Origin of the sequence: Rathayibacter sp. AY1G1 (genome assembly GCF_002932095.1) — a bacterium.
GTDB lineage: Bacteria > Actinomycetota > Actinomycetes > Actinomycetales > Microbacteriaceae > Rathayibacter.
Window position 1 is genome coordinate 97,945 of record NZ_PSUZ01000003.1, and the last position, 24,074, is coordinate 122,018.

Consider the following 24,074-nt stretch of genomic DNA (forward strand, 5'->3'; position numbering starts at 1 on the left):
AGGGGGAACCACCATGGACACCACGAGAACGACCGCTCCGCGCCGGGCGACGGGGCTCCGGGCCGGACGGCGCGCGACCGTGCTGGGCGCCTCGGCACTGCTCGCGGCGCTCGCTCTGAGCGGCTGCACGAGCGGCGCCGACCAGGCGGAGGAGGCGACACCCGCCGTTCCCGGCACCGCTGCTCCGACGACCGCCGCTCCGACCGCGACGCCCACCGAGGCTCCGCTCGGGCCCGTGACGCTGCCCGAGGGCGCGACCGCCGCCGTGCGGTGGACCGATCAGGTCGGCCCCGTCGATCCGCAGACCGTGTACCTCAGCGGCGATCCGCTGCACATCACCGTCTCGGTCGCCTGCGACACCGCGAACGCCGAGGTGACGATCGAGGTCGTCGGCCTGATGACGAGCGGATCGTCGTGCGTCTACAGCCCGAGCACGACCCGCACCGGCACGGGAGGCGGCAACACGGGCACCATGCAGATCGCCGTCGAGCAGGACGCCGAGATCAGGGTGACGACGGTGCCGGACGACGCGCACTGGTCGGCCGCCGTCTCGACCGGGGCGCGAACGGTCCCCGGGCCCTGACGCCGGTCCGCGCCCTCCGAGAACGCAGAAGTCGCGGTGGTCGAGAGCGGCCACCGCGACGTCCGGGTTCTCGAGTCGCCCGGGGCGTCAGCCGATCGGGACGCCGAGCTCGGCCATGAACGGCACGGCGTCGACCGCCTCGCCGTCGACCCGCGTCTCGAAGTGCAGGTGGCAGCCGGTCGAGGCGCCGGTCGAGCCGCGCAGCGCGATGACCTGGCCGACGGTGACGGTCTCGCCGACCGACACCATCAGCTCGCTGTTGTGGGCGTAGCCGGTCTCGATGCCGCCGCCGTTGTCGAGCAGGATCCAGTTGCCGTAGCTGCCCTGGTACGACGCCTCCTCGACGGTGCCGCTGGAGGCCGCGAGGACGGGCGTGCCGCAGGCGCCGGCGAGATCAGTGCCCTTGTGGAACAGGTTCACGCCGGCGACCGGCGCGTCGGGGCGGGGGCCGTAGCTGCTGCTGATGTGGCCGGAGATCGGGACGACCCACGCTCCGGACGCTCCCGCGGCGGCCGCGGTCGACTCGCCGGAGGTGGCGGTGATCGCGTCGAGGGACGCGGTGGGGACGAGGACCTCGGGCTTGGCCTCGGCGGCGAAGGCGTCGCGGGTGACGCTCTGCTGCACGACTCCGGCCGCCACGAAGCTCTGCGGGCGGGCCGCGGCGACGGCGGTGGCCGTGTCGCGGGTCAGCTCGGAGTCGGCGGTGCCGCCCACGGCGAATGCGGGCATCGTCGAGGTGATCGCGATGCCGGCCACGAGGGTCATCGCGGCGACGGCGGAGACGCGGGGGCGCGACGGGCCGCGGGAGGTGCGGCGGCTGCGGGACTCCTGCTCACGGAGCGAGCGACGGGTCGGGAGGGCGGACGGACTGCCGGTCTCGGCTCCTGCGGGGGTGGGAGTCGAGGCGCGTGACGAACGGTGCATGCAGAGGAGGTTCCAGGTCTGCCGACGCTCGAGGGGGGAGGCGAGCGCCGGGTGGGGCAGTGGGGCTGATCGCACGGCTGAGCCGATGCGACCCTCCAAACTACCCGCGTTCCGCCGGATCCGACCTGAGAGAAACCTCCGGAGTCAAGCGGTTGAGCGCATCGATCGGCTCTCGATCCGGAGCGGCGGGGGTGCGCCGGGCCGCCGGTGGGCGTGCTCAGCGGTCGGCGGTGAAGACGAGCAGGGCGATCACACCGGCGACCGTCGCCGCGACTCCGGAGCCCAGGCGCCACCACATCCACTTGTCGCGCCTGGGCCCGCGCACGGGACGCCGGAGACCGGCGCGGCCCTGGTAGCCGCCGGGATCGTGCTGGAAGACCATGCCCCCAGCCTGCCGAACCCGCGCCCGTCGCGGGGTCGACTCGCCCGCGACTCCCAGCCGCGAATGGCACCGCAGGGCTGAAGCGAGAGCCGAGGAGAAAGGAGGAGAGGCGGCGACCAGGGGGAAGGGGAGGCGGGACGGCACGGGCGCAGAACGGCCGCCGCCCGCGCGCCTAGCGCGGCCCGGGCGCGCTCGCCAGCGGGTTCGCGGGGCGGGTGCCGCTCGGTAGCGTGGGGGAGTCGGCCGGAGCGGTCGACGAGCGGAGGAGCGGACATGGCCGGGACCGGCAACGACAAGGACGCACGCGACAAGGCGGCGCAGAAGCGCGCGAAGAAGGCGCTGAAGAAGGCCGAGAAGTCGGTGCGCGCGGCGCACGAGGCGGTCCGCGACTCCAGCAAGAAGCTGCGCAAGAAGGCCCGCAAGCTGGCCGAGCAGACCGAGAAGCTCAAGCGGACCCAGGAGAAGGCGGCGAAGAAGGCGGCCGCGGCCGAGAACCGCCCGACCACGCCGAAGCACGCCGCCGAGCCGGCGGTCGGCGCCCTCGACCTCACCCCGCCGCTGCCCGGCTCGCAGGAGCCCGCCGAGGATCAGGAGTCCGCCGAGGACACCGGTGCCGCGGCCGAGTCCGCCGCCCAGCAGGAGCCGGCCCCCGACTCCGACCCCGCGCACACCCCGGACCTCACCCCGCCGATGCCGCGCTCGGCCTCCTGAGCGCACCCGTCTGAGCGCCGCATGCCGGTGCGGACTCAGGTGAATCGCACCCACCGATGCGCCGCCCGCCTGAGAATCCGCACAGGGTACTCGGGCGGGCGTGCCCCGCGAGGTGAACAGCAGGTGAAGCCTCGCGACCACGCCGGAACGCCTCCCGCCGCGGGAGCATCATGTCTGCGTGGATCCCTTCATCCTGCTCGCGCTCGTCGTCGTCACGGCCCTCGCCTTCGACTTCACCAACGGCTTCCATGACACGGCGAACGCGATGGCCACGTCCATCGCGACCGGTGCCCTGAAGCCCCGCACCGCCGTCGCCCTCTCGGCGTCGCTGAACCTCGTCGGTGCGTTCCTCAGCATCGAGGTGGCGCTGACCGTCACCAACGCGGTCGTGAAGATCCAGGACTCCTCGGGCGCACCCGATCCGGCGCTGCTCGAGGACGGCGGTTCGGCTCTGCTGCTGATCGTGCTGGCCGGCCTCATCGGCGGCATCGTCTGGAACCTGCTGACCTGGCTGCTCGGCCTGCCCTCGAGCTCGTCGCACGCCCTCTTCGGCGGCCTGATCGGCTCCGCTCTCGCGGGCCTCGGCCTCAACGGCGTCAACTGGGCAGGCGACGGCACGAAGCTCGACGGCGTCGTCGGCAAGGTGATCCTCCCGGCGCTGATGTCGCCCGTGCTCGCCGGAGCGGTCGCGGCGATCGGCACCTGGCTCGTCTTCCGGGTGATCGGCAACCTCGCCGAGAAGAGCCTCCACCGCGGCTTCCGCTTCGGTCAGATCGGCAGCGCCTCCCTCGTCTCGCTCGCGCACGGCACCAACGACGCGCAGAAGACCATGGGAGTGATCACGCTCGCGCTGATCGCGGCCGGCGGCTGGAGCGACACCGAGTCGGTCCCCTTCTGGGTCAAGCTCAGCTGCGCGCTGGCCATCTCGCTCGGCACCTACATCGGCGGCTGGCGGATCATCCGCACCGTCGGCAAGGGCCTCGTCGAGATCGACACCCCGCAGGGCATGGCCGCCGAGAGCGCCTCCGCCGCGGTCATCCTCGCCTCCAGCCACCTCGGCTTCGCCCTCTCGACCACCCACGTCGCGACCGGCTCGATCCTCGGCTCCGGAGTCGGCCGCCCCGGAGCGCAGGTGCGCTGGCGCGTGGCGCTGCGCATGGTGATCGCCTGGGTCATCACGCTCCCGGCCGCCGCCCTCGTCGGCGCCGTGATGTGGTGGATCGGCCACCTCGTCGGAGGCGCGGCCGGCGGCCTCCTGATGGCCGCGATCCTCGTCGCCGTCGCCTCCCTCATCTACATCCGCTCGCGCCGCGACAGCATCGGCGCGCACAACGTCAACGACGAGTGGCAGGACGCGGCGGCACGCCCCGCGCCCGAGACCGCCGGCGTCTGAGCGAAAGGATCCGCACCGTGCTCTCCCTCTTCCTCTCCGCCGCCGGCCAGGTGGCCCTCGTCGCCGTGCTCCTCGGAGCAGGCCTGCCCGTGCTCTTCGCCGTCGGCGTCCGCTCCTTCGCCGTCGCCGCCGGTGCTCCCGCCTCGGGCGGGTCCGACGCCCGCGCGGTCCGGAGCGGTCTGCCCGCCCCGGTGCTGCGCGGGATCGGCGTGCTCTGCTTCGCCCTCGTCGTCGGCTCCGTCGTGATCGGCCTGAGCGTCATCATCGCGACGGGCCTCGGCCAGTCGGTGAGCTTCGAGCACGTGATCCCGACCTTCGTGCCCAAGGGCTGAGCATGGCCTCGACCGATCCGATCGCGGCGCGGGAGGGGATCGTCGCCCGCGTGGTCGGCTGGCTGCGCGCGGGCTACCCGTCGGGCGTGCCGGAGCAGGACTACCTGCCGCTGCTGGGCCTGCTGCGCCGCAGCCTCACGACGGACGAGGTCGAGCAGGTCGTCGCGCGGCTCCTGTCGGAGTCGGAGCGGGCCGAGACGGTCGTCTCACGGGCCGTGGTGCGCGAGCGGATCGAGCAGCTGCTGCTCGGACCGGCGATGCCCGAGGACGTCGCCCGCGTCTCCTCGCGGCTCGCGAGCGCGGGCTGGCCGCTGGCGGGCCCGGAGTCGCTGGCCGAGCCGGACACCCGCGAGGGCCTGGTCGCGCGCATCGTCCGCTGGCTGCGCGCCGGCTATCCGGCCGGGCTGCCCGAGCAGGACTTCGTGCCGCTGCTGGCGCTCCTCCGCCGCCGTCTGAGCGACGAGGAGGTGGCCGAGGTGGCCGCCGGTCTCGCCGCCGACGCGCCCGCCTCCCGCGCGGACGTCGGCACCGCGATCGCCGGAGTGACCTCGGAGCTGCCCTCGGAGGAGGACATCGAGCGCGTGCGCCGGTCGCTGGCCGCGCTGGGCTGGCCGGAGGAGTTCGCGAGCTGACGCGCCGCGGCCCGGGTCTCGGGCCGCAGGAGTCCGCGTGCCGATCCGCCGCTGTCGCCGGCGATCCGGCCGGAGAGGCCGCCGGCCGACCGCGCCGCGATCCCGGGCGGTCCAGCCGTCGAAGGGTGACCCCGCCGGGACCAGGACGCGGACGCTGCAGCGGGCCGGGCCCGCCGTGAGCGGGCGGGACGAGCGCTGGAGCGTGTCCTCGGGCGGGCGACAGGCGGCCGCCCGGTCGGCAGGGGAGTCGCGGGGTCACGACGCGCGCCGTCCGCCGTCCTAGGTTCGGCCCGGGTCCGGATCGGCTGCGCAGCCGGCTGCCGGACCGCAGCCCGACCGGAAGGACAGCCCATGCCCGCACCCACCATCGTCCTCGTCCACGGAGCGTTCGCCGACGCCGCGAGCTTCGCCCCGGTCACGCGGATCCTGCTCGACGCCGGCCACGCCGTGCGCGTCCCTGCAGTGCCGAACCGCAGCCTGCTGGGCGACGCGGAGTACCTCCGCTCCTTCGTGGAGCAGCTCGACGGGCCGGTCCTGCTGGCGGGCCACTCCTACGGCGGCGCCGTGATCACGGTGGCGGGCGCCGCCGGGAACGTGGTCGGCCTCGTCTACCTCGCGGCCTACGCGCTCGAGGAGGGGGAGAGCCTCGGGCAGCTGCAGGGCGCCTTCCCCGACTCCGACCTCCCGGCGAACCTCGTCTACACCCCGTTCCCGATCGACGGAGCGGAGCCGGGCACGGACGTGTCGGTCGCGGTGTCGGCGTTCCCGGAGGTGCTCGCGGCCGGGATCGATCCGGCCGAGGCGGCCGTGCTCGCGGTCGGCCAGCGCCCGCTCGCCGCTCTGGCCTTCGGCGAGGCCGCTCCCGTCGCCGCCTGGCGGACCCGGCCGAGCTGGGGCGTCGTCGCCGCCGCGGACCGGACGATCAATCCGGACGTCGAGCGGTTCGGCTACCGGCGGGCGGGCGTGCGCTCGGTCGTCGAGCTCGACGCGCCGCACCTGGTGATGCGCTCGCACCCGGAGGAGGTCGCGCGGGTCATCGCCGACGCCGCGGCGGAGCTGAGCTGACCGCGGAGTCGCCTGACCGCGGAGGGGTGCGCCGAGTGCCGGTGCGCTCCTCCGCACCCCGCCGCGCACCTCCGCACCCCGCCGCGGATCTAGGTCGGCGTCGCGTGGAGCCGGGCCCGCCTCCTCCCTAGCCTCGAAGGGAGAGAAGGGCGGGATCGTGGACACGGACACCGCACGGCTCGGCGCCTACCTCCGGGGGCACCGCGACCGGCTGCGCCCTGACGAGGTCGGCCTGGGCGCCGACGGCAGGCGCCGCGTCAGCGGGCTGCGCCGCCAGGAGGTCGCCGTGCTCGCGGGGATCAGCCCGGACTACTACCTGCGGCTCGAGCAGGGCAAGGACCGCCGCCCCTCGGCGCAGGTCCTGGACGCCCTGGCCCGGGCGTTCCGCCTCGACGCGGACGGGCGCGACTACCTCTTCCGGCTCGGCGGACACGCCGCGCCGCGCCGCTCACCGGGCTGGGCACAGGCCGGGCCGACCCCGGCGCAGGTCGGCAGCCTGACGAGCATGGTCTCGTCCTGGACCACGACGCCCGCCTACGTGGTCGACCGCTACCTGGACCTCGTCGCCGTGAACGAGCTCGGCCGCCTGCTCCTCCCCCTGGCCTGCGAGCAGGGGACCAACATGATCGAGGCCGTCGTCGACGCCGCGGCGCTCGAGACCGACGCCGAGCGGCACGAGGACTGGGACCGCACGATCGCCGTGATGACGGCCGCCCTCCGCTTCCACTCCGACCCGGCGGACCCGCGTCTGCGGGTCCTGGTCGCCTCGCTCGGAGGCCGCTCGCGGGTGTTCCGCCGCGTCTGGGCGAGCCAGGAGGCGTATCCGCTCCGCGAGGGCTCGTCGCCGGTGCGCGTCGACCCCTTCGGCTTCATCGCCTTCCGCTGGCAGACCCTGGAGGTGCACGGAGGCGACCACTTCCTGACCTCCTTCTTCGGCGCCCCCGGCAGCGCCGCGGCCGCCGCGATCGATTTCATCCGGGCCCGCCACCGGGTCGAGGAGTGTCTGCGCGAGGGTGCGATACTCGACGCGTGAAGCGGGACGCGCTCGTCGTCGGTCGGGGATCGGAGCTCGCGCGGCTCCGTCTGATGGTCGACGGCATCGCCGCCCACGGGTCGGCGCTCGTCATCGACGGGGACGCCGGGGTCGGCAAGACCACCCTGGTCGAGGAGGTCGTCGCCTACGCCCGCGCACGCGATGTGCGGGTGCTGCGCACCGCGGGCTCCGCAGCGGAGTCGGGCGACCAGTACGCGGCGCTGCAGCTCCTCCTGCACCCGCTCCGCCCGGGCCTCGACGGCCTGCCCCTGCCGCAGCAGGACGCGCTCCGCGTGGCCTTCCACCTGGCGGACGGAGTGCAGCCGACGCCGCTCCTGGCCGGCCTCTCGGCCCTGACCCTCCTGAGCGACGCCGCCGCCGATCGGCCCCTGCTGGTCGTCGTCGAGGACCTGCACCGGATCGACCCGGAGTCGGCGTGGGCGCTGCGGATGCTCGCCCGGCGCATCGGCGAGGACCGCGTCGTCGTCGTGATGACCACGAGGGACCGGCCCGAGGAGGACTCCGGCCTCGAGCACCTCCACCTCGGGCCGCTGTCGGCCGCCGACTCGGCCGCTCTCCTCGACACGCTCCCGCATCCTCCTCGCGGCGCCGCCCGGCGCGCTCTGCTCGACCTCGCCCGCGGGAATCCGCTCGCCCTGGTGGAGCTGACCGGGCGCGACCCGTCGGCCGACGAGGCGGAGGACCGCGCGGTGACCGGACGCCTCGAATCGGCCTTCGCCGAGCGCTTCGCCGAGCTCGACCAGCCCTCGCGGCTCGCCGTGCTGGCCGTGGCGCTGGGCGACGTCGCGACGGCGGAGGAGGCGAGCCGGCTGGCGAACCTGGCGATCGGCCGCCACCCCGACCCCTCCTGGATCGACAGGGCCGTCGCCGCGTCGCTGCTCAGCTGGACGCCGGGGAGCGGACTCCGCTTCCGGCACCCTCTCGTGCAGTCCGCGGTGACGAGCGTGAGCCGCCCCTCCGAGCGCGCGGCCGTGCTCCGCACGCTCGTCCAGGAGCACCGCGACGACCCGAGCCGGACGCTCTGGTGGCGGTCGGAGCTCGCGACGGGCTCGGACGGGCCGGTCGGCGAGGAGCTCGCCGGTCTCGCGGCGTCCGGCCTGGCGACGGGCGACGTCGTCCTGGCGGCTCAGGCGATGGAGCGGGCGGCGGAGCTGACCCCCGCGGGGCCGCTGCGCGTCTCGCGCCTGATCGACGCGGCCGAGTACTCCGGACTCGCCGGCCGGACCGCGGAGGCGGCGCTGCTCGTGCACCGCGCGGCGGGCGAGACCGTCGATCCGGTGCTCACCGCCCGCGCCGCCTGGACGCGCGAGACGCTGCCGACCGGGCGCACGGCCCTCTCGCGGGGAGACCTCTCGCCCGCGCTCGCCGCAGTGACGGCGCTGCAGAGCCACGGAGCCGTCGACGCCGCGACCGCCGCGCTCCTGCACCTCGCCGCCATAGCCTGGGACCACAACCGCGAGGCGTCGCCGGGGGAGCCGATGATCCAGGCGGTGCGCGCGCTCGCCCTCGACGACTCCGACCCGCGCGCCGTCCTGCTCGCGGCGGTCACCGAGCCGATCGCCCGCGGCGACGAGGTCGTCCGCCGGGCGCTCGCGGCGGCCGGCGGGGCGAGCGGTCCGGAGGAGGCGTGGTGGCTCGGCTACGCGCTGAACACGGCGGGCGAGGTCGAGGTCGCCCGGGAGCTCCTGGAGGCGGCGATCACAGGGCTGCGCGCGCGCGGCGACATCCGGATCCTCCCGCAGGCGCTCCTCGCCGCCTCGATGACCACGTCGCTCGCCGGCCGCATCTCGCGCGCCCGCTCCTTCGCCGAGGAGGCGCTCGTCCTCGGGAGCGACCTGGGGGACGTCGGCTTCGAGACCGCGTCCCGGGCCTGCCTGGCCTGGTTCGACGCGATGGAGGGCGTCGCGCCCGATCCCGAGGCGATCAGCGCGGGCAGCGCGATCGGCGCGGCCGTCCTCTGCTCGAGCGTGATGCGGGCGACGCTCCGCGGATCGCGAGCGGCGGTGGCGGTCCTCGAGTCTCGACCGGGCGACGCCGTGCCGGAGCTCCTGCCCCTCCTCGACACGGACGACGACTCCCTGAACCCCGGCTTCGCGATCCTGACCACGCCCGATCTCGTCGACGCGGCTCTCGCGATCGGGGACGTCGGAGTCGTGCGCCTGCACGCCGCGAGGCTGGAATCGCTCTTCGAGCGCTGGCACCAGCCGATGATCGAGGCGGCCCTCCGGTACGCGCAGATCGCCGTGGCGCTCGCCGACGGAGCGCCGGACGCCGCGGCCGGGCTGCTCCGCCGGACTCCGCCGCCGCTCCCGTACGTGCGGGCGCGGGCGCTGCTGCTCGTGGGCGACGGGCTGCGCCGGGCCGGTCAGGCGGCGGAGGCGCGGCCCCTCCTCCGCGAGTCGCTGGCGATGCTCGAGGAGCTGCCGATCCACGCCTGGGCCGATCGGGCCCGTGACGCGCTCCGGGCCGCCGGAGGGAGGATCGCGGATGCGCCGTCGCCGGCCGCGGCCACGCTGACCCCGCAGGAGCTGCGCATCTGCGCTCTCGCGAGCACGGGGCTGTCGAACCGCGCGATCGCGCAGAACCTGTTCCTCTCGCCGCGCACGGTCGGCGCGCACCTGTACGCGGCGTACCGCAAGCTCGGGATCGGCGGGCGGGGCGAGCTCGCCGCGGTGCTCGGCAGGGACGCGGGCGCCGACGCCTGAGGCCGGACTCCGCTCGCAGGGGCACCCGGCCCTCGTTCGAGCGCAGACGCGCAGGCGCGCCCCGGAACGGCCGGGACGCGCCTGCGAGCGTGCCGCGCTACTCCTGGATGAAGGCCAGCAGGTCGGGGTTGATGACGTCCGCGTGGACGGTCAGCATGCCGTGCGGGTAGCCCTCGTAGATCTTGAGCGTCGAGTTCTGCAGCAGCTCGTGCTGCTTGAGCGCGGCGTCCTTGTAGGGGACGACCTGGTCGTCGTCGCCCTGGGTGACGAGGACGGGGACGGTGATCGCCTTCAGGTCCTCGGTCTGGTCCGTCTCCGAGAAGGCCTTGATGCCCTCGTAGTGCGCGAGCGCGGATCCGGTCATGCCCTGGCGCCACCAGTTGTCGACCACGGGCTGCGAGAGCTCGACCCCCTCGCGGTTGAAGCCGTAGAAGGGCCCGGAGGCCACGGCCTGGTAGAACTCGGCGCGGTTCGCCGCGAGAGCGTCGCGGAAGCCGTCGAACACCGAGATCGGCGTGCCCTCGGGGTTCGCCTCGGTCTGCACCATCAGCGGCGGGACCGACGAGACGAGGACGGCCTTGGCCACGCGGCCCTGGGGCTCGCCGTACTTCGCGACGTAGCGCGCGGCCTGGCCGCCTCCGGTGGAGTGGCCGATGTGGATCGCGTTCCGCAGGTCGAGGTGCTCGACGACCGCGTTCACGTCGCTGGCGTAGTGGTCCATGTCGTGTCCGGTGCCGACCTGGGTCGAGCGTCCGTGCCCGCGGCGGTCGGTCGCGATGACGCGGTAGCCGTGCGCGTGGAAGAACAGCATCTGCGCGTCCCAGTCGTCGGACGACAGCGGCCAGCCGTGGTGGAAGACGATGGGCTGCGCGTCGGTGCTGCCCCAGTCCTTGTAGTAGATCTCGACGTCGTCGTCCGTGGTCACAAACGGCATCTTCGAACCTCCGTGCTCGTGTCGATCCCGAGCCCGGCCCGGGTCGTGTCCAAGGTGGTGCCTCCCCGGATGAGGGTGGGGAGCGGCTCCACGATAGGGGCGTGGGAGCGCTCCCTGAAGAGCGCGGGGAGATGTTCCGACGATCGTCCAGACCTGGTCGCTTGGGAGGTGCCGAGGCCGCCGGCCGCGCTCGCCGAGTGGGGTCGGATGACTCGTGACCGGCACCGCGGGCGCTGACAGGATCGCGGCGGACGCGCCCTCCCGCGGCGCGCGGATCGGAGGTCGCGATGCCCACGACGACGCCCACGACGACGGCGCTGCCGACGCCCCTGCCGACGACGCCCCGGCCGGCGGTGCTCCGGTGACCGTCGAGGACCGTGTCCCCATCGAGCCGCAGGCGGTCGTCGCTCCGCTCAGCCGGTCCGCCGTCTTCCTCTCGCTCGACATCGTCGGCGGGCAGGACGCCGCGGACCGCGTGCGGGACGTCGTCGCCGACGTGGGCGGGATCCTCCGCGCGGTCGGCTTCCGCGACCTGGGCCTGCGCCTCTCCTGCCTGGTCGGGATCGGGAGCGACGCGTGGGACCGCTTCGGCGGGGAGGGGCGCCCCGCGCAGCTGCACCCGTTCCGGGAGGTGGTCGGCGCGGCGCACACGGCCGTCTCGACGCAGACCGACCTCCTGTTCCACATCCGGGCGGAGCGGGACGACGCCTGCTTCGAGTTCGAGCGCCTCCTGCTCGACGCGCTCGGCGAGGACGTCGTCGTCCGCGACGAGGTGGTCGGCTTCCGCTACTTCGACAACCGCGACCTGCTGGGATTCGTCGACGGCACCGAGAACCCGACCGGGGAGGCGCTGCCCCGCGTCGCGCTGATCGGCGCGGAGGACGCGGCGTTCGCGGGCGGCAGCTACCTGGTCGTGCAGAAGTACCTGCACGACCTGACGGCCTGGCACGCGCTCACCACCGAGCAGCAGGAGCGGGTCATCGGCCGGAGCAAGGCCGACAACGTCGAGCGCGAGGACGATCCGGCGCAGCTCTCGCACAAGGGGCTCGCGACCGTGGTCGACGCCGGCGGGACCGAGCACGACATCCTCCGCGACAACATGCCCTTCGGCCGGCCCGGCAGGGGCGAGTTCGGCACGTACTTCCTCGGCCTGGCCGCCGACCTGTCGGTGATCGAGACGATGCTGACGCGGATGTTCGTCGGCGTGCCCGCGGGCCGGCACGACCGCCTCCTCGACTTCTCGACCGCGACGACCGGCGGGGTCTACTTCGTGCCCTCGCGGGACGTGCTCGAGGGCCTGGGCGGCTGACCCGGGCCGGTCGTCGGGGCGCGGATCGAGTCGGATGACCGTGGTGCCGCCCGGGCCGGAGCGGTGGGATCGGAGCAGCGCAGGCGCGCAGGACGATCAGCAGGGAGAACGCCGTGGAACCCGACGACAGCACCGCTCCGCACCACGAGACCCCCGGTTTCGGAGACCCGGACCTCCCCCAGGAGGGGATCGTGAACACCGAGGGCGATCCCTCGGCGAACACGATGACCGGCCCGCAGAACCGCGTCCTGGAGGGACTGTTCCCGAACCAGATCGCCGCGCCCGCGACGGACATCAGCACGCAGCCGTTCTTCTGGTCCTCCTTCAACATCTCGCCGCGGCGGGTGCAGCGGGGAGGCTGGGCGCGCGAGCTCACGCAGGCCGACTTCGCGATCTCGAACGAGATCGCCGGCGTGAACATGTACCTCGAGGCCGGCGGGATCCGCGAGCTGCACTGGCACCAGAGCGCCGAGTGGGCGCTGATGACCAAGGGGAACTGCCGCATCACCACGCTCAGCCGCACCGGCCGGCCCAGTGTCGACGACGTGCAGGAGGGGGACCTCTGGTACTTCCCGCCCGGCCTGCCGCACTCCCTGCAGGGCCTCGGCCCGGACGGGGCGGAGTTCGTGCTCGCGTTCGACGACGGCGAGCAGTCCGAGAGCAACACGCTCCTGCTCACCGACTGGTTCGCGCACACGCCGCCGGACGTGCTGGCGAAGAACTTCGGCGTCGCGCAGGAGGTCTTCCGCGACATCCCGCTGCACGACCTCTGGATCTTCCCGGGCGACGTGCCCGGCGACCTCCAGGCCGACCGGGCCGCGGCCGGGGTGCAGGACGGCGACGAGGCGGTGATCTTCCGGCTCTCCCGCTCCGAGCCCGCGTACCAGAACAGCGGCGGCCGGATCCAGATCGCCGACAGCACGAACTTCCCGGCCTCGCGCACGGTCTCGGCCGCGCTGACGACCGTCGAGCCCGGCTCGATGCGCGAGCTGCACTGGCACCCCAACGCCGACGAGTGGCAGTACTACCTCCGCGGATCCGCTCGGATGACCGTCTTCAACACCGGCCCGCACGCCAACACGACCGACTTCCACGCCGGAGACGTGGGCGTCGTGCGCCGCAACTTCGGCCACTACGTGGAGAACACCGGCGACGACACGCTCGTCTACATCGAGACGTTCAAGAGCTCCCGCTACGAGGAGGTGTCGCTCGCCCAGTGGCTGAGCCACCTGCCGCCGTCGCTGGTCGCGCAGCACCTGAACATCCCGGAGGAGGTGCTGGCGACCTTCCCGCTCGGGACGCAGGGGATCACTCCGCTGCGCTGAGGGAGGGACGCGCGGAGGGGACGGGGACATGGCGGAGGATCACGAGGCGGCGCTCCTGCCGTGGGCGGGGAGGGCGGCGGTGCTGCTGGACCGGCACCTGCGCGTGCTGAGCGCGACTCCGCTCGCGCGGGCGCTCTCGCCCGCCTTCGCCCCGGGAGTGAGCATCGCCCGCTTCACCTTCCTGGACTCGTCCGAGGTCGAGGACCTGCCCTGCTGGGGCTCCGCCGCCGACCAGGTCGCGGCGATGCTCCGCGACTCGCTCGAGCGGCACCGGGGGGACCGGGAGTTCCTGACGGTCGTCGGGGAGCTCTCGGCGAGGAGCCCCCGGTTCGCGGACTCGTGGGCGGCCGGGGCGGAGGCCGACGCACGCGGGTCGGTCGTGTTCCTCGACACCGCGGTCGGCTCCGTTCCGATGGACTACCGGCTGGTCCGGGACGGCGCTCGCCTCCTGCTCCTGTTCGAGGCGGGTGACGCGGCGGGTCGCGAGGATCTCGCCCGGCTCACCGCCGCTGATCAGGCGCCGGCCGGGGCGGCCAGCGCGGTGCCCGCCTCCGGAGCGGGCCGCAGCGAGGCGAGGACGTCGACGGCCGCGGCCGCCGGAGTCCCCGCTGCCGCGAGGTAGGTCACGACGTACCGGCCCGGAGCGCCGGCGAGCTCCAGGGTCTGCATCTCGAGGTCGAGCCAGCCGAACGGCTCGACGTGGACGCGGATCCACCGGTGGGTGAAGGGGCGGACCTGGTACTCGGCCCAGATCGACCGGAACAGCGGATTCTCGACCGAGCACTCGCCGACGATCTCGTGCAGCCGCGGATCGTCGGGGACGCTGTAGAACCGCAGCGCGGCGATCAGCTCGCGGAAGACCTGGCCCCACGCCTGCAGCTGGTCCGGCGGGTCGCCGTCCGCCACGGCGCGCGCATAGCCGCGGGAGGTGGAGAGCAGCATGTTGGCGCCGGGCACGCCCTTGTCGGGGGCGAGACGGCTCATCAGGTCGTTCGCGCCGAGGACGTCGAGGTTGCGGTCGAACGCGTACGCCGGGGTCCTCGGCCAGTGCGCGAGCAGCGACTCCACGCCCTGGCCCGGCGGAGGAGAGTCGGGACCGTGCGGGCCGGGGCGCAGCCGGGCCAGCCGGAAGAGGTAGGCGCGCTCGAACTCGTCGAAGGCGAGCGCCTCGGCGAGGGCGTTCAGCACCTGGTCGGACGGGGCGACCGCGTGCCCCTGCTCGACGCGGAGGTAGTAGTCGCGGCTGATCCGGGCGCGGTCGGCGACCTCCTCGCGGCGCAGGCCCGACACCCGCCGCCGGGTGCCCGCGGTCGGCACGCCGACCTGCTCCGGCCGCAGCGCCGCGCGGCGAGCGCGGAGGAACTCCGCGAGGGGGCTGCGAGAGCTCATCGTGCGACTCCATCGGATCACCCGCCGGGTCGAGCGGCGGTCGTGCGGGGGTGGGGCCGTACCGGTCGTCCGGTGGGACACAGAGTACCGTCGGGCGCTCGCGGGGCCCACTGCCCTGCTGTGCCTCCTGCCCGGCGCCGACCGGGGGCCGGGCGCTCGGGACGGTTCGACAGAGGGAGCGCTCCGGAGGGTTCCGACAGAGGGAGGAGAGCGCGTCCGCGCCCGGCGGTCAGCATGGGGTCCTCGGAACCCGTCCCTCAGGAGTCGCGATGACGATCAGTGCACTCTCCTCGCCGCCCGCGCACCCGAGCGCACCCGAGGACGTGGTGGTCCGGATGCTGAGCTCGGCGTCGCCCGCGCGGGAGCGGCTCCTGGTGGTCGAGGGCGGGATCGGCTCGGGCCGGACGCACATGCTGCGCTCCGCCGCGGCCACCGCTCGCGCCGCCGGCTGCGAGGTCGTGGAGGTGCGGCCGGACCGGGGCGACGCCGTGATCGGCGCGTCCTCGCTCGCACTGTTCGCCACGCTGATCGGCCGTCTGCAGCGGGTGCGCGACTCCTCCGCCTCGCCCTGCGACCCCGGCTTCCTGATCGTCGTCGACGACTGGGAGCGGTTCGACGTCGCCGCCCGCGAGACCCTCCAGGCCCTGGTGACCCGGCTGGTCGACGAGGTCGGCGCCGCCTGCCTCCTCGCCACCGGCGACCGGCGCGTCCTCGCCGGCTGGGAGGGCCTCCGGCACCGTCGCACCGAGCCCCTCGACGCGGAGGCGGCCTGCGGCTTCCTGCGCGCCCACGGCGGCCGGCGGTCGCTCGCCGTCGAGGCGCGCCTGCTGCGGGTCGCGGAGGGGAATCCGCTGCTCCTCGACGTCCTCGGGCGGGCCTGGGCCGACGAGGACGCTCCCTCGCCCTTCCCGGTCTACCCGCGGCTCGAGCAGGCCGAGACCAGGGTGCTCGACCTGCTGGCTCCGCTGTCGGAGGAGTGCCGGGAGGCGCTCCTGGTCGCTGCGGTGGCGGGCGCCGAGTTCTCGGAGAGCATCGGGTCGGCCCCCGGAGACGGGGACCGCGCCCTGGTGCAGGCGGGGATCCTGACGGCGGGCGGCCGTGCGTTCCGCGACCCGGTGGTCCGCGCGGTGGTGCTCTCGACGGCGTCGCCCCGAGCGCTGCGGGCGGCACGGAGGCGGCTCGCCGAGCGCCCGGAGTCGGCCCCGCACCTCCGCCTGCTGCTCGCGGCGGACGACGCGGCCGGGCCGGAGGAGCGGGCGTGGCTGCTGAGGGACGCGGCGGAGGAGCGACTCCGCGCGGGTCGGCCGCAGGAGGCGCTGCTCCTCCTCGCCGAGGCGCGCTCGAGTGCGCGCGGTGCTGCTCTGCGGGAGGAGCTCGAGGCGCGCGCGGCCGCCGTCGCGGCCTTCACCGGCGACGCGGCGGCCCTCGAGCGGGTGGTCGAGCGCTCGCGGGAGGACGGCGGGGTTCCCGGGGCCGGCGTCGAGGCGGCGCGGCTGGCCGATGCGCTGCTCCGCACGGGGGACGTGGGCGGGGTCCGCCGCGCGGCCCTCCGGGGGCTCGGCGCTCGGGTGGGGCGTGGGGGCTCGGGAGTCGGTGGTGCCTCGTCTGTCGGTGGTGCCTCTCCCGCCGAGACCGGCGCCTCCAACGACGACGCCAGCAGCATCCCCGCCGACCACGCAGCCCCTCACGACGCCGCCGTCGACCTGCTGGCGACCGTCCTCCACATCGCCTGCATGCTCCGCGGCGATCCCGCGTGGTGGCAGGAGGCGCTCGCCGTCGGCGAGGAGCACCCCCTCGATCCCGTCCTGCGCCTCGTGGAGGCCTGCGTGCGGCCGGTCCCGGACGAGGAGTGGGAGCGCCGCCTGCGGCTCGCCGAGGACTCCGCGGTCACGGGCGACCCGTGGAAGACGGTCGCGCTGCATCTCGCCTGGTCGCTGCTCGAGGTCTCGGACGAGCGCCGCGACCGCCTCGCCGGGCTCCTCGACGGCGGGGAGGAGGCGGACGGCCTGCCCGGCGCCCTCGCCCTCCTCCGCCGCGGCACCGCCGCACTCGACGGCGGTCGCCTCGACGACGCCTCGGCCGACCTCGACCGCGCCGCCGCCCGCGCCGACGACCTGCCCGCCGTGCGCGCGCTGATCGACGCGACTCGAGCCCGGGTCCACGCCGTGCAGGGCGACCGCGCACGCACCCTCGAGTGCGCCGAGCGCGCGACGGCCTGGGCGCTGCGGCACGGAGCGGCGTCGGTCGCGCGCGCCGCCGATCACGCCCTGTGCTCGCTCGACCTCGGCGGCGGCCGTTTCGAGGAGGCGCACGCCCGCTCCTCCTCCCGCGCCGGTGGCGATCCGCTGGAGCTCCTCGACGCAGCCGAGGCCGCCTCGCGCCTCCGCCTGCCCGAGCACTGCGCCGAGCTGGCGGCGGCCGCGGCGGACCTCGCCGCGCGGCCCCTCGCTCCCCGCGGGCGGATGCTCGCCCTCGCGGCGACCGCGGTCCTCGATCCGACCGGCGGCGCGGGCGCCCTCTTCGAGCGCTCCCTCGACCCGGCCTCCGAGGAGTGGCCGTTCGAGCGGGCGCGCGTCCAGCTCTGCCACGGCGAGTGGCTGCGCCGCCGGATGCGCCCGCTGGAGGCGCGCACCCGGTTCCGCCAGGCCGCTGCGGGGTTCGCCGCGGTGGGAGCCGAGCTCTGGCTCGCCCGCGCCCAGCACGAGCTGCGGGCGGCGGGCGGAGCGGGGGAGGCGCCGGTCGCCGCCGACCTCAGCGAGCAGGAGCGGCGCGTGGTCTCGCTGGCCGCCGCGGGGCTCTCGAACAAGCAGATCGCCCAGCAGCTCTTCGTCTCGCCCCGCACCGTCAGCGGGCACCTGTACCGGATCTTCCCCAAGCTCGGGGTGACCTCGCGGGCCGGGCTCCGCGACGCGCTCCTCCGCCTCGAGGACGCCCGGAGCGCGTGACGGAGCCGCAGGATCGAGTCATCCGACCTGGTGCCTGCCGCCGCGGGAGGCGCATGCTGAGCGCATGACGTCGCAGCAGATGATCGACCCCTCCGTCCCGCCGAGCGGCCCCGGCTGCGTCGAGTGCGAGCAGTCCGGCTCGTGGTGGCTGCACCTGCGCCGCTGCGCGCTCTGCGGGCACATCGGCTGCTGCGACGACTCGCTGAACCGCCACGCGACGGCCCACTACCACTCGACCGGCCACGCGGTCATCCGCAGCTTCGAGCCCGGCGAGGACTGGTTCTGGGACTACCGGACCGACGACTACGCCGACGGCCCCGCCCTGGCCGACCCGCAGAGCCACCCGGCGAGCCAGACCACCCCGGGGCCGAAGGACCGCGTGCCGCGCGACTGGCAGTACCTCCTCGCCGAGCGCGCCGAGCGCGCCGAGCGCGCCGAGCGCGGCTGAGCCGCGCGCCTCCGCGAGAGCGCAGGACTTTCGCGAGAGTCCAGGAGTTGTCGCACTCGGCATCGACTGCGACAACTCCTGGACAGTCGCCGGCCGCCGGCTCCCTGCGCACGTCCGCAGGCGGCGTGCAGCCAGAAGTCGCCGTGCTCGCGACCGACCACGGCGACTGCTGAATGTTCGCGGCGGCCCGCCGACGAGCGATCGCCACGAGAGTCCAGGAGTTGTCGCACTGGGCGTCGAGTGCGACAACTCTTGATCAGTCACGGGAGCAGTCGCGGGAGCAGGTCGGAGCCAGCTGACCAGCCGGCGGCCGACGCGGCGCCTCAAGTGCGCCCGTCAGCTCAGGACGCCGCCCGCCGGCCGGGCCCCGCCCCGTCACCCCCTCTCGACCCCGTCCAGCGCTTCCGCCTCGGCGATCCGCAGCCGCATCTGCCGGTAGCGGTGGAACTGGTACACCCCGTGCAGCACCGCGAGGACGACGGCGGCCGCCATCCCGCACGCGATCGCGGGGACCTCGTCCGCGCCGCTCTGCGTCAGCGCGAGCGCGACTCCGGCGCCCGCCACGATCGAGTTGACCACCGCGATCGCCGAGGACATCGTGAAGAAGATGCCCCGCCAGCTCTGCCGCCGGCCGATCTCGAGCAGCTCGTTCGGCGCGTGGCGGCCGCGCGGCACCGCGAAGTAGGCGCCCGCGCCCGGCAGCAGGGTCCCGTAGTAGCGGCGGATGCGCTGGATGGCGGTCAGCGCGGCGATGTCCTCCATCGAGGTCTGCACCAGCCGCTCGTAGGTGAACACCCCCAGCAGCACGACGACCGGGATGATCACCGCGAGGAACCCCATCGCGTACCGGGTCGGGGCGAGGAAGCCGAAGGCCACGAGCGAGCTGGAGAGCATCGTCAGGTAGAGCGAGGCGCGGCTGCTCGACTCCGTCACGGTGATGCCGCGCGCCGACTCCAGCACGAAGTGCTCGGTCAGCAGGGCGTTGAGGAACGCGGCCGGCCGGTCGGGGAGCGACGCGGCGGAGACGGCGGCCTCGGGCAGCGCGGGCGTGCGGGGAGAGTCCTCCTCGTCGAGGCGGTCGCCCGGCTCCGGATTCACGGCCGCACCTCTCGCGGGGACCGTACCTCTCGCGGGGCCGCCCCGCGGCGTCCGCTCTTCGAGTCATCCGACTCGCGCACCGGCTCCACCCGCGCGCCTACCGTCGGACGCGACGCCGAGCACCGCCACCGGGGCGCGTGCGCAGACACCGAAGGGCCGTTCATGACCGACACCCGCCACCTCCACTCGAACCAGCGAGACACCCTCGAGCGGCTGCTCGAGGACTCGCCGAGCCACAACGTCCTCTGGGCGGACGTGCTGACGCTGCTCGAGGCCGTCGGCACCGTCCACGAGAAGCACGACGGCGCCTTCTCGGTGACGGTCGGCTCGACGACCGAGACCCTCCACCGGCCGCACCACAAGGACGTGGACGAGCAGCAGCTCGTCGACCTGCGCCGCCTGCTCCGCGGAGCGGGGTACGGCGCATGAGCGCCGGGACGCCCGCCGACCTCACCGGGTCGGCCGCCGAGCGCCTCCGCCGGCTGGACGCGCTCGACGCGGGTGCGCTGACCGAGGAGTGGCTGCTGCGCCAGCTGCGCCTCGCGCTCGGGGATCTCGCCGCGCTCGAGCCGGCCGCCGAGGCCGAGCAGGAGCGGCGCGAGGACTTCTGATGCGGCGGGCGGCCGTCCGGGGTGCACGCGGCCGGCACCTGGACGGCCGCCGGCCCGCACCCCGCAGCGCCGCCCCGCTCCGCCGCTCATCGCCCGGCCGCCGCGCTGCGGGCGCGCAGCAGCACGCCGGCCGTCGCGGTCGCCGCCAGCACGAGCGCCGCGAACACCGTCAGCACCGTCGTCGCGGCGACGAGGTTGAGCGCCGCTCCCGCCGCCAGTGCGGGCACCGCGAGCCCCGTGTACGCGACCAGGAACACCACCGCCAGGGTCTCGCCCCGGCGGGCGGGATCCGCGAGGGCGACCGCCGTGCCGATCGAGCCCTTGAAGAGCAGCCCCACCCCGAAGCCCGAGACGACGGCCCCGGCGAGGAACACTCCCAGCTGCGGAGCGATCGCTCCGGCCGCGACCGCCGCCAGCCCGACCGCGCAGCCCGCCACCGCGATCGAGAGCTGCAGGCGCGTCCCCACCTTCACGAGCAGCAGCTGGCCGAGGGCCGCGGAGGCGAACACGGCGAAGGACGTCGCGCCGGCCAGCAGGTGGTCGCGCACCTGGAAGGTCTGCACCAGGAACGTCGGTGCGAGCGAGGTGAAGAGGCCGAGGACGGAGAAGGCCGAGAACGCTCCGAACGCCGCGAGCAGGAACGCCCGGCGCGTATCCGCCGGCACCGAGAGCCGCTGCGGCCGGTAGGCGGGCGCCGTCTCCGGCACGTCGACCGTCTCGGGCACGAGGAGCAGCGCGAGGCCCGCCACGAGCAGCGCGACCAGGAACACCTGGTGCGGCAGGAGGAGCGGATCGGGCAGGAACTCGGCGAAGACCCCGCCGAGCAGCGGGCCCAGCGAGAGACCGCCGAGGTTCACCGCGCCCGAGATCGACGCGGCGACGATCGTGTTCTCGTCCGGCCGGGCGCGGGCGCGCAGCTCGCCCAGATGGGCGGTCGCGGTGGCGGTGAGCATCCCGATGCTGACGCCGTTGACGAAGCGGGCGACGATCAGCCCCGGCACCTCCGTCGTCAGCGAGAAGAGCACGGCCGAGACCGCCGAGACGAGCACCGCGATCAGCAGCACTCGGCGGCGGCCGAGCCAGTCGCTGACGTGACCGGCGAGGTACAGGCTCACGATCACTCCGACCGCGTAGGCGGCGAAGACGACGGTGATCACGAACGGCGGGAAGCCGTCGAGCTGCTGGTAGAGCGGGTAGAGCGGAGTCGGCACTGTGGAGTACGCCATCACGAGCAGGAAGGTCGCGGCGACGATCCAGAAGCCGACGCCGTGGCGCACCGTCGGCAGCCGGCGGCTCACGAGGTCTCCTGCAGGTGGCGGTGGGCGAAGGTGACGGCCATCGCGCCCTCGCCGACGGCGGAGGCGACGCGCTTGACCGAGCTGCGGCGCACGTCCCCCGCGGCGAAGGAGCCGGGGACGCTCGTCTCGAGGTAGAACGGCGCCCGCTCGAGCGGCCAGTCGCGAGCCGCGTGCTCGCCGGCGAGGTCCGGTCCCGTCACGAGGTAGCCGCCGGAGTCGCGGACGATCGCGGTCTCCGCCGCCCACGTCGTATCCGGCTCGCCCCCTATGCAGACGAAGAGGTGGGAGGTGGCCAGCGCCCCGTGCGCGCCGGTCGCCGAGTTCTCGACCTCGATCGACTCGAGGGCGTCGGCGCCGTGCAGGCGGGTGACGCGCGAGTCGAGCAGGATCGTCACGTTCGGCTGCCGGACGACGCGCTCCGCGAGGTAGGAGGAGAGGCTGTCGGCCAGATCCGGGCCGCGGACCAGCATGGTCACGTGCCGCGCGTGCGCCGAGAGGTTCATCACGGCCTGCCCGGCCGAGTTGCCGCCTCCGACGACCACGACGTCCTCGCCCTCGCAGAGCGGCGCCTCGCTCGTGCCGGCGCCGTAGTAGAGGCCGACGCCGAGCAGCTCGTCCTCGCGCTCGAGGCCGAGCCGGCGCCACTGGATGCCCGTGGCGCAGATGTTGGTGCGGGCGACGACGGTCGTCCCGTCGGCGAGCAGCGCGTGGATCCGGTCGTCGGCGAAGCGCCCGCGGATCCCCTCGCGCATCCGCAGCAGCTCGGCGCCGAACGAGACGGCCTGCTGCCGCGCGCGCTCGGCCAGATCGGCTCCCGCTATCCCGTGCGGGAAGCCGAGGTAGTTCTCGATCAGGCTGCTCGAGCCGGCCTGCCCGCCGATGGCCGAGCGCTCGAGGACCACGACCTTCAGCCCCTCCGAGGCGGCGTACACGGCGGCCGAGAGCCCGGCCGGACCGGCTCCGTAGATGGAGAGGTCGTACTCCGCGAGCCGCGGCGAGCCGACCCAGCCGAGCCGGGCCGCGACCTCGGCGAGCGTCGGATCGGAGGCGCGGCTGCCGTCCGGGAACACCACGAGGGGGAGTGACGCGGTGGCGAGCGGGTGCCCGGCGACGGCGAGGCACTGCTCGTCCGTGTCGATCGGCGTCCACGAGAACGAGACGACGCTGCGCGAGAGGAGGTCGCGGATCTCCCACGCGTCGCGGCTCTCGCGCCGCCCGTAGAGGCGGACCTGCGGGAGGTCTCCGGCCACGGTCACGAGGCCCGCCGCCGCTCGAGCCCGTCGCGGAACTTCATCAGCTTGAGGCAGAGGTGCAGCGTGCTGCGGGCGAGGCCGTCGTCGAGCGCCTCCCGGACCGCCTCGGGCAGGTTGTCGAGGCGGTAGTAGAGCGTGGTGCGGTGGATGTGGAGGAGCCCGCACGCCTCCCGCACGCTGCCGCGCACGTCGAGGTAGGCCTCCACGGTCCGCCGCTGCACCTCGTCGCCCCGCTCGAGCAGCGTCGCCGCGGCCGGCGAGAGCATGGCGAGCTGCGAGCTGTCCGCCCCGATCGAGGCGAGGAGCACCCAGGCCCCGAGCTCGGCGATGTCGGCCCGGCTACGGCCGTCGGGCAGGGAGCCGACGATGGTCGCCGCGAGGGCGGCCCGCTCGGCAGTCGGCAGGAGGTCGTCGTCGCGGACGTCGAAGCGCGCCGAGCCGATCGCGTCGACGGCCGTGCAGCGGCCGCGCGCCTCCGCCCGCAGGACGTCGTCCGCCTCCGCGGCGGCCTCGGGCGCCTCCACGCTCACGAAGAACAGCACACCCTCCTGGTCGCCGAGGAACGTCAGGCCGGAGGCGGCGCTCGCGTCGATCCGCCGCGCCAGCGCCGTCCGCTGCAGGGAGCCGGTCGGGCCGGTCAGCCGCACCGCGCGGACCACGGTCTGGGCGTCCCGGCGCAGCCAGCGGCGCTCGACCGCCTCGGCGAAGGAGGCGCGCCGGGTGCCGCCGTCGCCCGACAGGAGCGCCGCGAGGACGTCCGCGCGCCGGGAGCTGCCGCCCGCCCGCGTCGAGGGGCCGAGGAGGCGGCCGATCGCTCCGACGGCCGCGTCGATGAGCGAGTACTCGGCCGGAGTGAGCGGCGCGGGCCGCTCCCGGGGGAGGAGGAGGGTCGCGAGCCGGCCCCGCGGATCCTGGACGGGGAACACGCCGTCGTGAGGCGCCTCCTCGCGCGCGCGCGTCGCGGCCAGCACCCGGCTCGAGGCGTCCTCGATCGTCACCGGGCGGTCGAGAGCCTGGGCGAGCTCGTCGGCGAGGTCCTGCAGAGTCATCGGCGGGGATCCGTGTGGGGGGCCATGCCGTGATCCTCGCGGAGGGAGCCCTCCCGAAGCGTGGCCCTTCCAGGCCCACCTTCCGCGTCGGATCCGCTGCCGGCCGCGATGAGACGCTCAGCCTCCGCTGCCGGAGCGGTCCCCGGGGAACCCGTCCGCGAGGAGGCGGTCGAGGACGTCCGGCCAGTCGAGCAGGATGCCGATGTGGCCTCGACCGGGCCGGATCGTGAGCTCCGCGGCCGGGTGGAGGCGGCGGATCCGCTCCGCGTGCGCGACCGGGACCACCCTGTCCGCGGCGCCGTGGAGGAGGAGGACCGGCGCCGCCAGGCGCGAGAGGTCGACTCCCCAGGGCACGACGAGAGCGAGGTCGTCGTCGACGCTCCCGCCCTGTTCGAGCTCCGAGGCGCGTCCGGCCTCTGCGCCGAGCGCCGTCAGCGGGCCGTCGAGGGCCGAGTAGTCGTCACCGGTGAACTGCTCCGGATCGAAGCGGGCCGTCTCCTCCCACTCCTCGCGCGCAGCCCGGCCGTTGCGCGCGCTGCGGAGAGCGCCCGGATTGCATGCCGTCGAACCACGCTCCGTCGTCGCTGAAGGGCGCCGGGCTGCCGAACGTCGCGACGCCCAGGACGCGATCACC

At 74.8% G+C, this 24,074-nt stretch carries 24 protein-coding genes; 15 read left to right on the forward strand and 9 right to left on the reverse strand.

Annotated elements, in window-relative coordinates; translation table 11 throughout:
* The first annotated feature begins 13 nt into the window (after positions 1–13).
* On the forward strand, positions 14–583 hold the full coding sequence (locus C5C36_RS02795; RefSeq protein ID WP_104257450.1) for a hypothetical protein: 570 nt from the start codon (positions 14–16) through the stop codon (positions 581–583).
* Between the two features lie 87 nt (positions 584–670).
* Here the strand turns inward: C5C36_RS02795 and C5C36_RS02800 are convergent, their stop codons facing one another.
* On the reverse strand, positions 671–1,507 hold the full coding sequence (locus C5C36_RS02800) for a M23 family metallopeptidase (protein WP_104257449.1): 837 nt from the start codon (positions 1,505–1,507) through the stop codon (positions 671–673).
* Between the two features lie 217 nt (positions 1,508–1,724).
* Positions 1,725–1,889: a hypothetical protein gene (locus C5C36_RS17445; protein WP_159940529.1), complete on the reverse strand. Its 165-nt coding sequence runs from the start codon at positions 1,887–1,889 to the stop codon at positions 1,725–1,727.
* Positions 1,890–2,162: 273 nt separating this feature from the next.
* Between C5C36_RS17445 and C5C36_RS02805 the strand changes: the two genes are divergently transcribed.
* The 7 genes from C5C36_RS02805 to C5C36_RS02835 all read left to right on the forward strand — a co-directional run bounded on the left by C5C36_RS02805 (position 2,163) and on the right by C5C36_RS02835 (position 9,781).
* Positions 2,163–2,600 (forward strand): hypothetical protein, encoded by a 438-nt coding sequence (locus tag C5C36_RS02805; RefSeq protein WP_104288719.1) that lies wholly within the window; start codon positions 2,163–2,165, stop codon positions 2,598–2,600.
* A 178-nt stretch (positions 2,601–2,778) separates the two neighbouring features.
* Positions 2,779–3,993 (forward strand): inorganic phosphate transporter, encoded by a 1,215-nt coding sequence (locus tag C5C36_RS02810; RefSeq protein WP_104224012.1) that lies wholly within the window; start codon positions 2,779–2,781, stop codon positions 3,991–3,993.
* A 17-nt stretch (positions 3,994–4,010) separates the two neighbouring features.
* The gene (locus C5C36_RS02815) at positions 4,011–4,325 is read left to right on the forward strand and encodes a hypothetical protein (protein WP_104263561.1); all 315 of its coding nucleotides are present in this window, start codon (positions 4,011–4,013) and stop codon (positions 4,323–4,325) included.
* A 2-nt stretch (positions 4,326–4,327) separates the two neighbouring features.
* Positions 4,328–4,957, forward strand: a complete 630-nt coding sequence (locus C5C36_RS02820; protein ID WP_104224010.1) for a DUF3349 domain-containing protein — start codon at positions 4,328–4,330, stop codon at positions 4,955–4,957.
* Between the two features lie 351 nt (positions 4,958–5,308).
* A complete protein-coding gene (locus C5C36_RS02825) occupies positions 5,309–6,022 on the forward strand; it encodes an alpha/beta fold hydrolase (RefSeq protein ID WP_104224009.1) in 714 nt (237 codons plus the stop codon).
* A gap of 157 nt (positions 6,023–6,179) precedes the next feature.
* Positions 6,180–7,055, forward strand: coding sequence for a helix-turn-helix domain-containing protein (locus tag C5C36_RS02830; protein ID WP_181133763.1), 876 nt, complete (start codon positions 6,180–6,182; stop codon positions 7,053–7,055).
* Positions 7,052–9,781: an AAA family ATPase gene (locus C5C36_RS02835; protein ID WP_104309211.1), complete on the forward strand. Its 2,730-nt coding sequence runs from the start codon at positions 7,052–7,054 to the stop codon at positions 9,779–9,781. Before C5C36_RS02830 ends, C5C36_RS02835 begins: the two co-directional genes overlap by 4 nt.
* 97 nt (positions 9,782–9,878) lie before the next feature.
* On the opposite strand, the gene C5C36_RS02840 is transcribed toward C5C36_RS02835, so the two are convergent.
* Positions 9,879–10,715 carry an alpha/beta fold hydrolase gene (locus C5C36_RS02840; protein WP_104309212.1) on the reverse strand — a complete coding sequence of 279 codons (837 nt, stop codon included), beginning with the start codon at positions 10,713–10,715 and terminating at the stop codon, positions 9,879–9,881.
* Positions 10,716–10,929: 214 nt separating this feature from the next.
* Between C5C36_RS02840 and C5C36_RS02845 the strand changes: the two genes are divergently transcribed.
* The 3 genes from C5C36_RS02845 (at position 10,930) to C5C36_RS02855 (ending at position 13,971) form a co-directional block, all read left to right on the forward strand.
* Complete coding sequence (locus C5C36_RS02845; RefSeq protein WP_308470892.1) at positions 10,930–12,024, forward strand: Dyp-type peroxidase; 1,095 nt, start codon at positions 10,930–10,932, stop codon at positions 12,022–12,024.
* A 113-nt stretch (positions 12,025–12,137) separates the two neighbouring features.
* Complete coding sequence (locus C5C36_RS02850) at positions 12,138–13,349, forward strand: cupin domain-containing protein (RefSeq protein ID WP_258062876.1); 1,212 nt, start codon at positions 12,138–12,140, stop codon at positions 13,347–13,349.
* 28 nt (positions 13,350–13,377) lie between these two features.
* Positions 13,378–13,971: a hypothetical protein gene (locus tag C5C36_RS02855; protein WP_104308305.1), complete on the forward strand. Its 594-nt coding sequence runs from the start codon at positions 13,378–13,380 to the stop codon at positions 13,969–13,971.
* Here C5C36_RS02855 and C5C36_RS02860 read toward each other — a convergent pair.
* Positions 13,863–14,738: a helix-turn-helix transcriptional regulator gene (locus C5C36_RS02860; protein WP_104308306.1), complete on the reverse strand. Its 876-nt coding sequence runs from the start codon at positions 14,736–14,738 to the stop codon at positions 13,863–13,865. The genes C5C36_RS02855 and C5C36_RS02860 overlap by 109 nt on opposite strands.
* A 269-nt stretch (positions 14,739–15,007) precedes the next feature.
* Between C5C36_RS02860 and C5C36_RS02865 the strand changes: the two genes are divergently transcribed.
* Entirely contained in the window at positions 15,008–17,683 is a 2,676-nt protein-coding gene (locus tag C5C36_RS02865) for a LuxR C-terminal-related transcriptional regulator (protein ID WP_104309213.1), read from the forward strand.
* A 64-nt stretch (positions 17,684–17,747) separates the two neighbouring features.
* Positions 17,748–18,131 carry a UBP-type zinc finger domain-containing protein gene (locus tag C5C36_RS02870; protein WP_104309214.1) on the forward strand — a complete coding sequence of 128 codons (384 nt, stop codon included), beginning with the start codon at positions 17,748–17,750 and terminating at the stop codon, positions 18,129–18,131.
* Positions 18,132–18,506: 375 nt separating this feature from the next.
* On the opposite strand, the gene C5C36_RS02875 is transcribed toward C5C36_RS02870, so the two are convergent.
* The gene (locus C5C36_RS02875) at positions 18,507–19,229 is read right to left on the reverse strand and encodes a hypothetical protein (protein ID WP_104224776.1); all 723 of its coding nucleotides are present in this window, start codon (positions 19,227–19,229) and stop codon (positions 18,507–18,509) included.
* Between the two features lie 162 nt (positions 19,230–19,391).
* Here C5C36_RS02875 and C5C36_RS02880 point away from each other — a divergent pair, with 162 nt between their 5' ends.
* Both C5C36_RS02880 and C5C36_RS02885 read left to right on the forward strand, forming a co-directional pair.
* Entirely contained in the window at positions 19,392–19,658 is a 267-nt protein-coding gene (locus C5C36_RS02880; protein WP_104257441.1) for a hypothetical protein, read from the forward strand.
* Positions 19,655–19,840 carry a hypothetical protein gene (locus C5C36_RS02885; RefSeq protein WP_104224778.1) on the forward strand — a complete coding sequence of 62 codons (186 nt, stop codon included), beginning with the start codon at positions 19,655–19,657 and terminating at the stop codon, positions 19,838–19,840. Before C5C36_RS02880 ends, C5C36_RS02885 begins: the two co-directional genes overlap by 4 nt.
* Before the next feature lie 86 nt (positions 19,841–19,926).
* Here the strand turns inward: C5C36_RS02885 and C5C36_RS02890 are convergent, their stop codons facing one another.
* The 4 genes from C5C36_RS02890 to C5C36_RS17940 all read right to left on the reverse strand — a co-directional run bounded on the left by C5C36_RS02890 (position 19,927) and on the right by C5C36_RS17940 (position 24,073).
* Entirely contained in the window at positions 19,927–21,138 is a 1,212-nt protein-coding gene (locus C5C36_RS02890; RefSeq protein WP_258064101.1) for an MFS transporter, read from the reverse strand.
* Complete coding sequence (locus C5C36_RS02895) at positions 21,135–22,394, reverse strand: NAD(P)/FAD-dependent oxidoreductase (protein WP_181133764.1); 1,260 nt, start codon at positions 22,392–22,394, stop codon at positions 21,135–21,137. The genes C5C36_RS02890 and C5C36_RS02895 overlap by 4 nt, the downstream gene beginning before the upstream one ends.
* Positions 22,391–23,440 (reverse strand): helix-turn-helix domain-containing protein, encoded by a 1,050-nt coding sequence (locus C5C36_RS02900; RefSeq protein WP_104309215.1) that lies wholly within the window; start codon positions 23,438–23,440, stop codon positions 22,391–22,393. Before C5C36_RS02900 ends, C5C36_RS02895 begins: the two co-directional genes overlap by 4 nt.
* A gap of 117 nt (positions 23,441–23,557) precedes the next feature.
* Entirely contained in the window at positions 23,558–24,073 is a 516-nt protein-coding gene (locus tag C5C36_RS17940; protein WP_258072171.1) for an alpha/beta fold hydrolase, read from the reverse strand.
* Position 24,074: the final 1 nt, after the last annotated feature.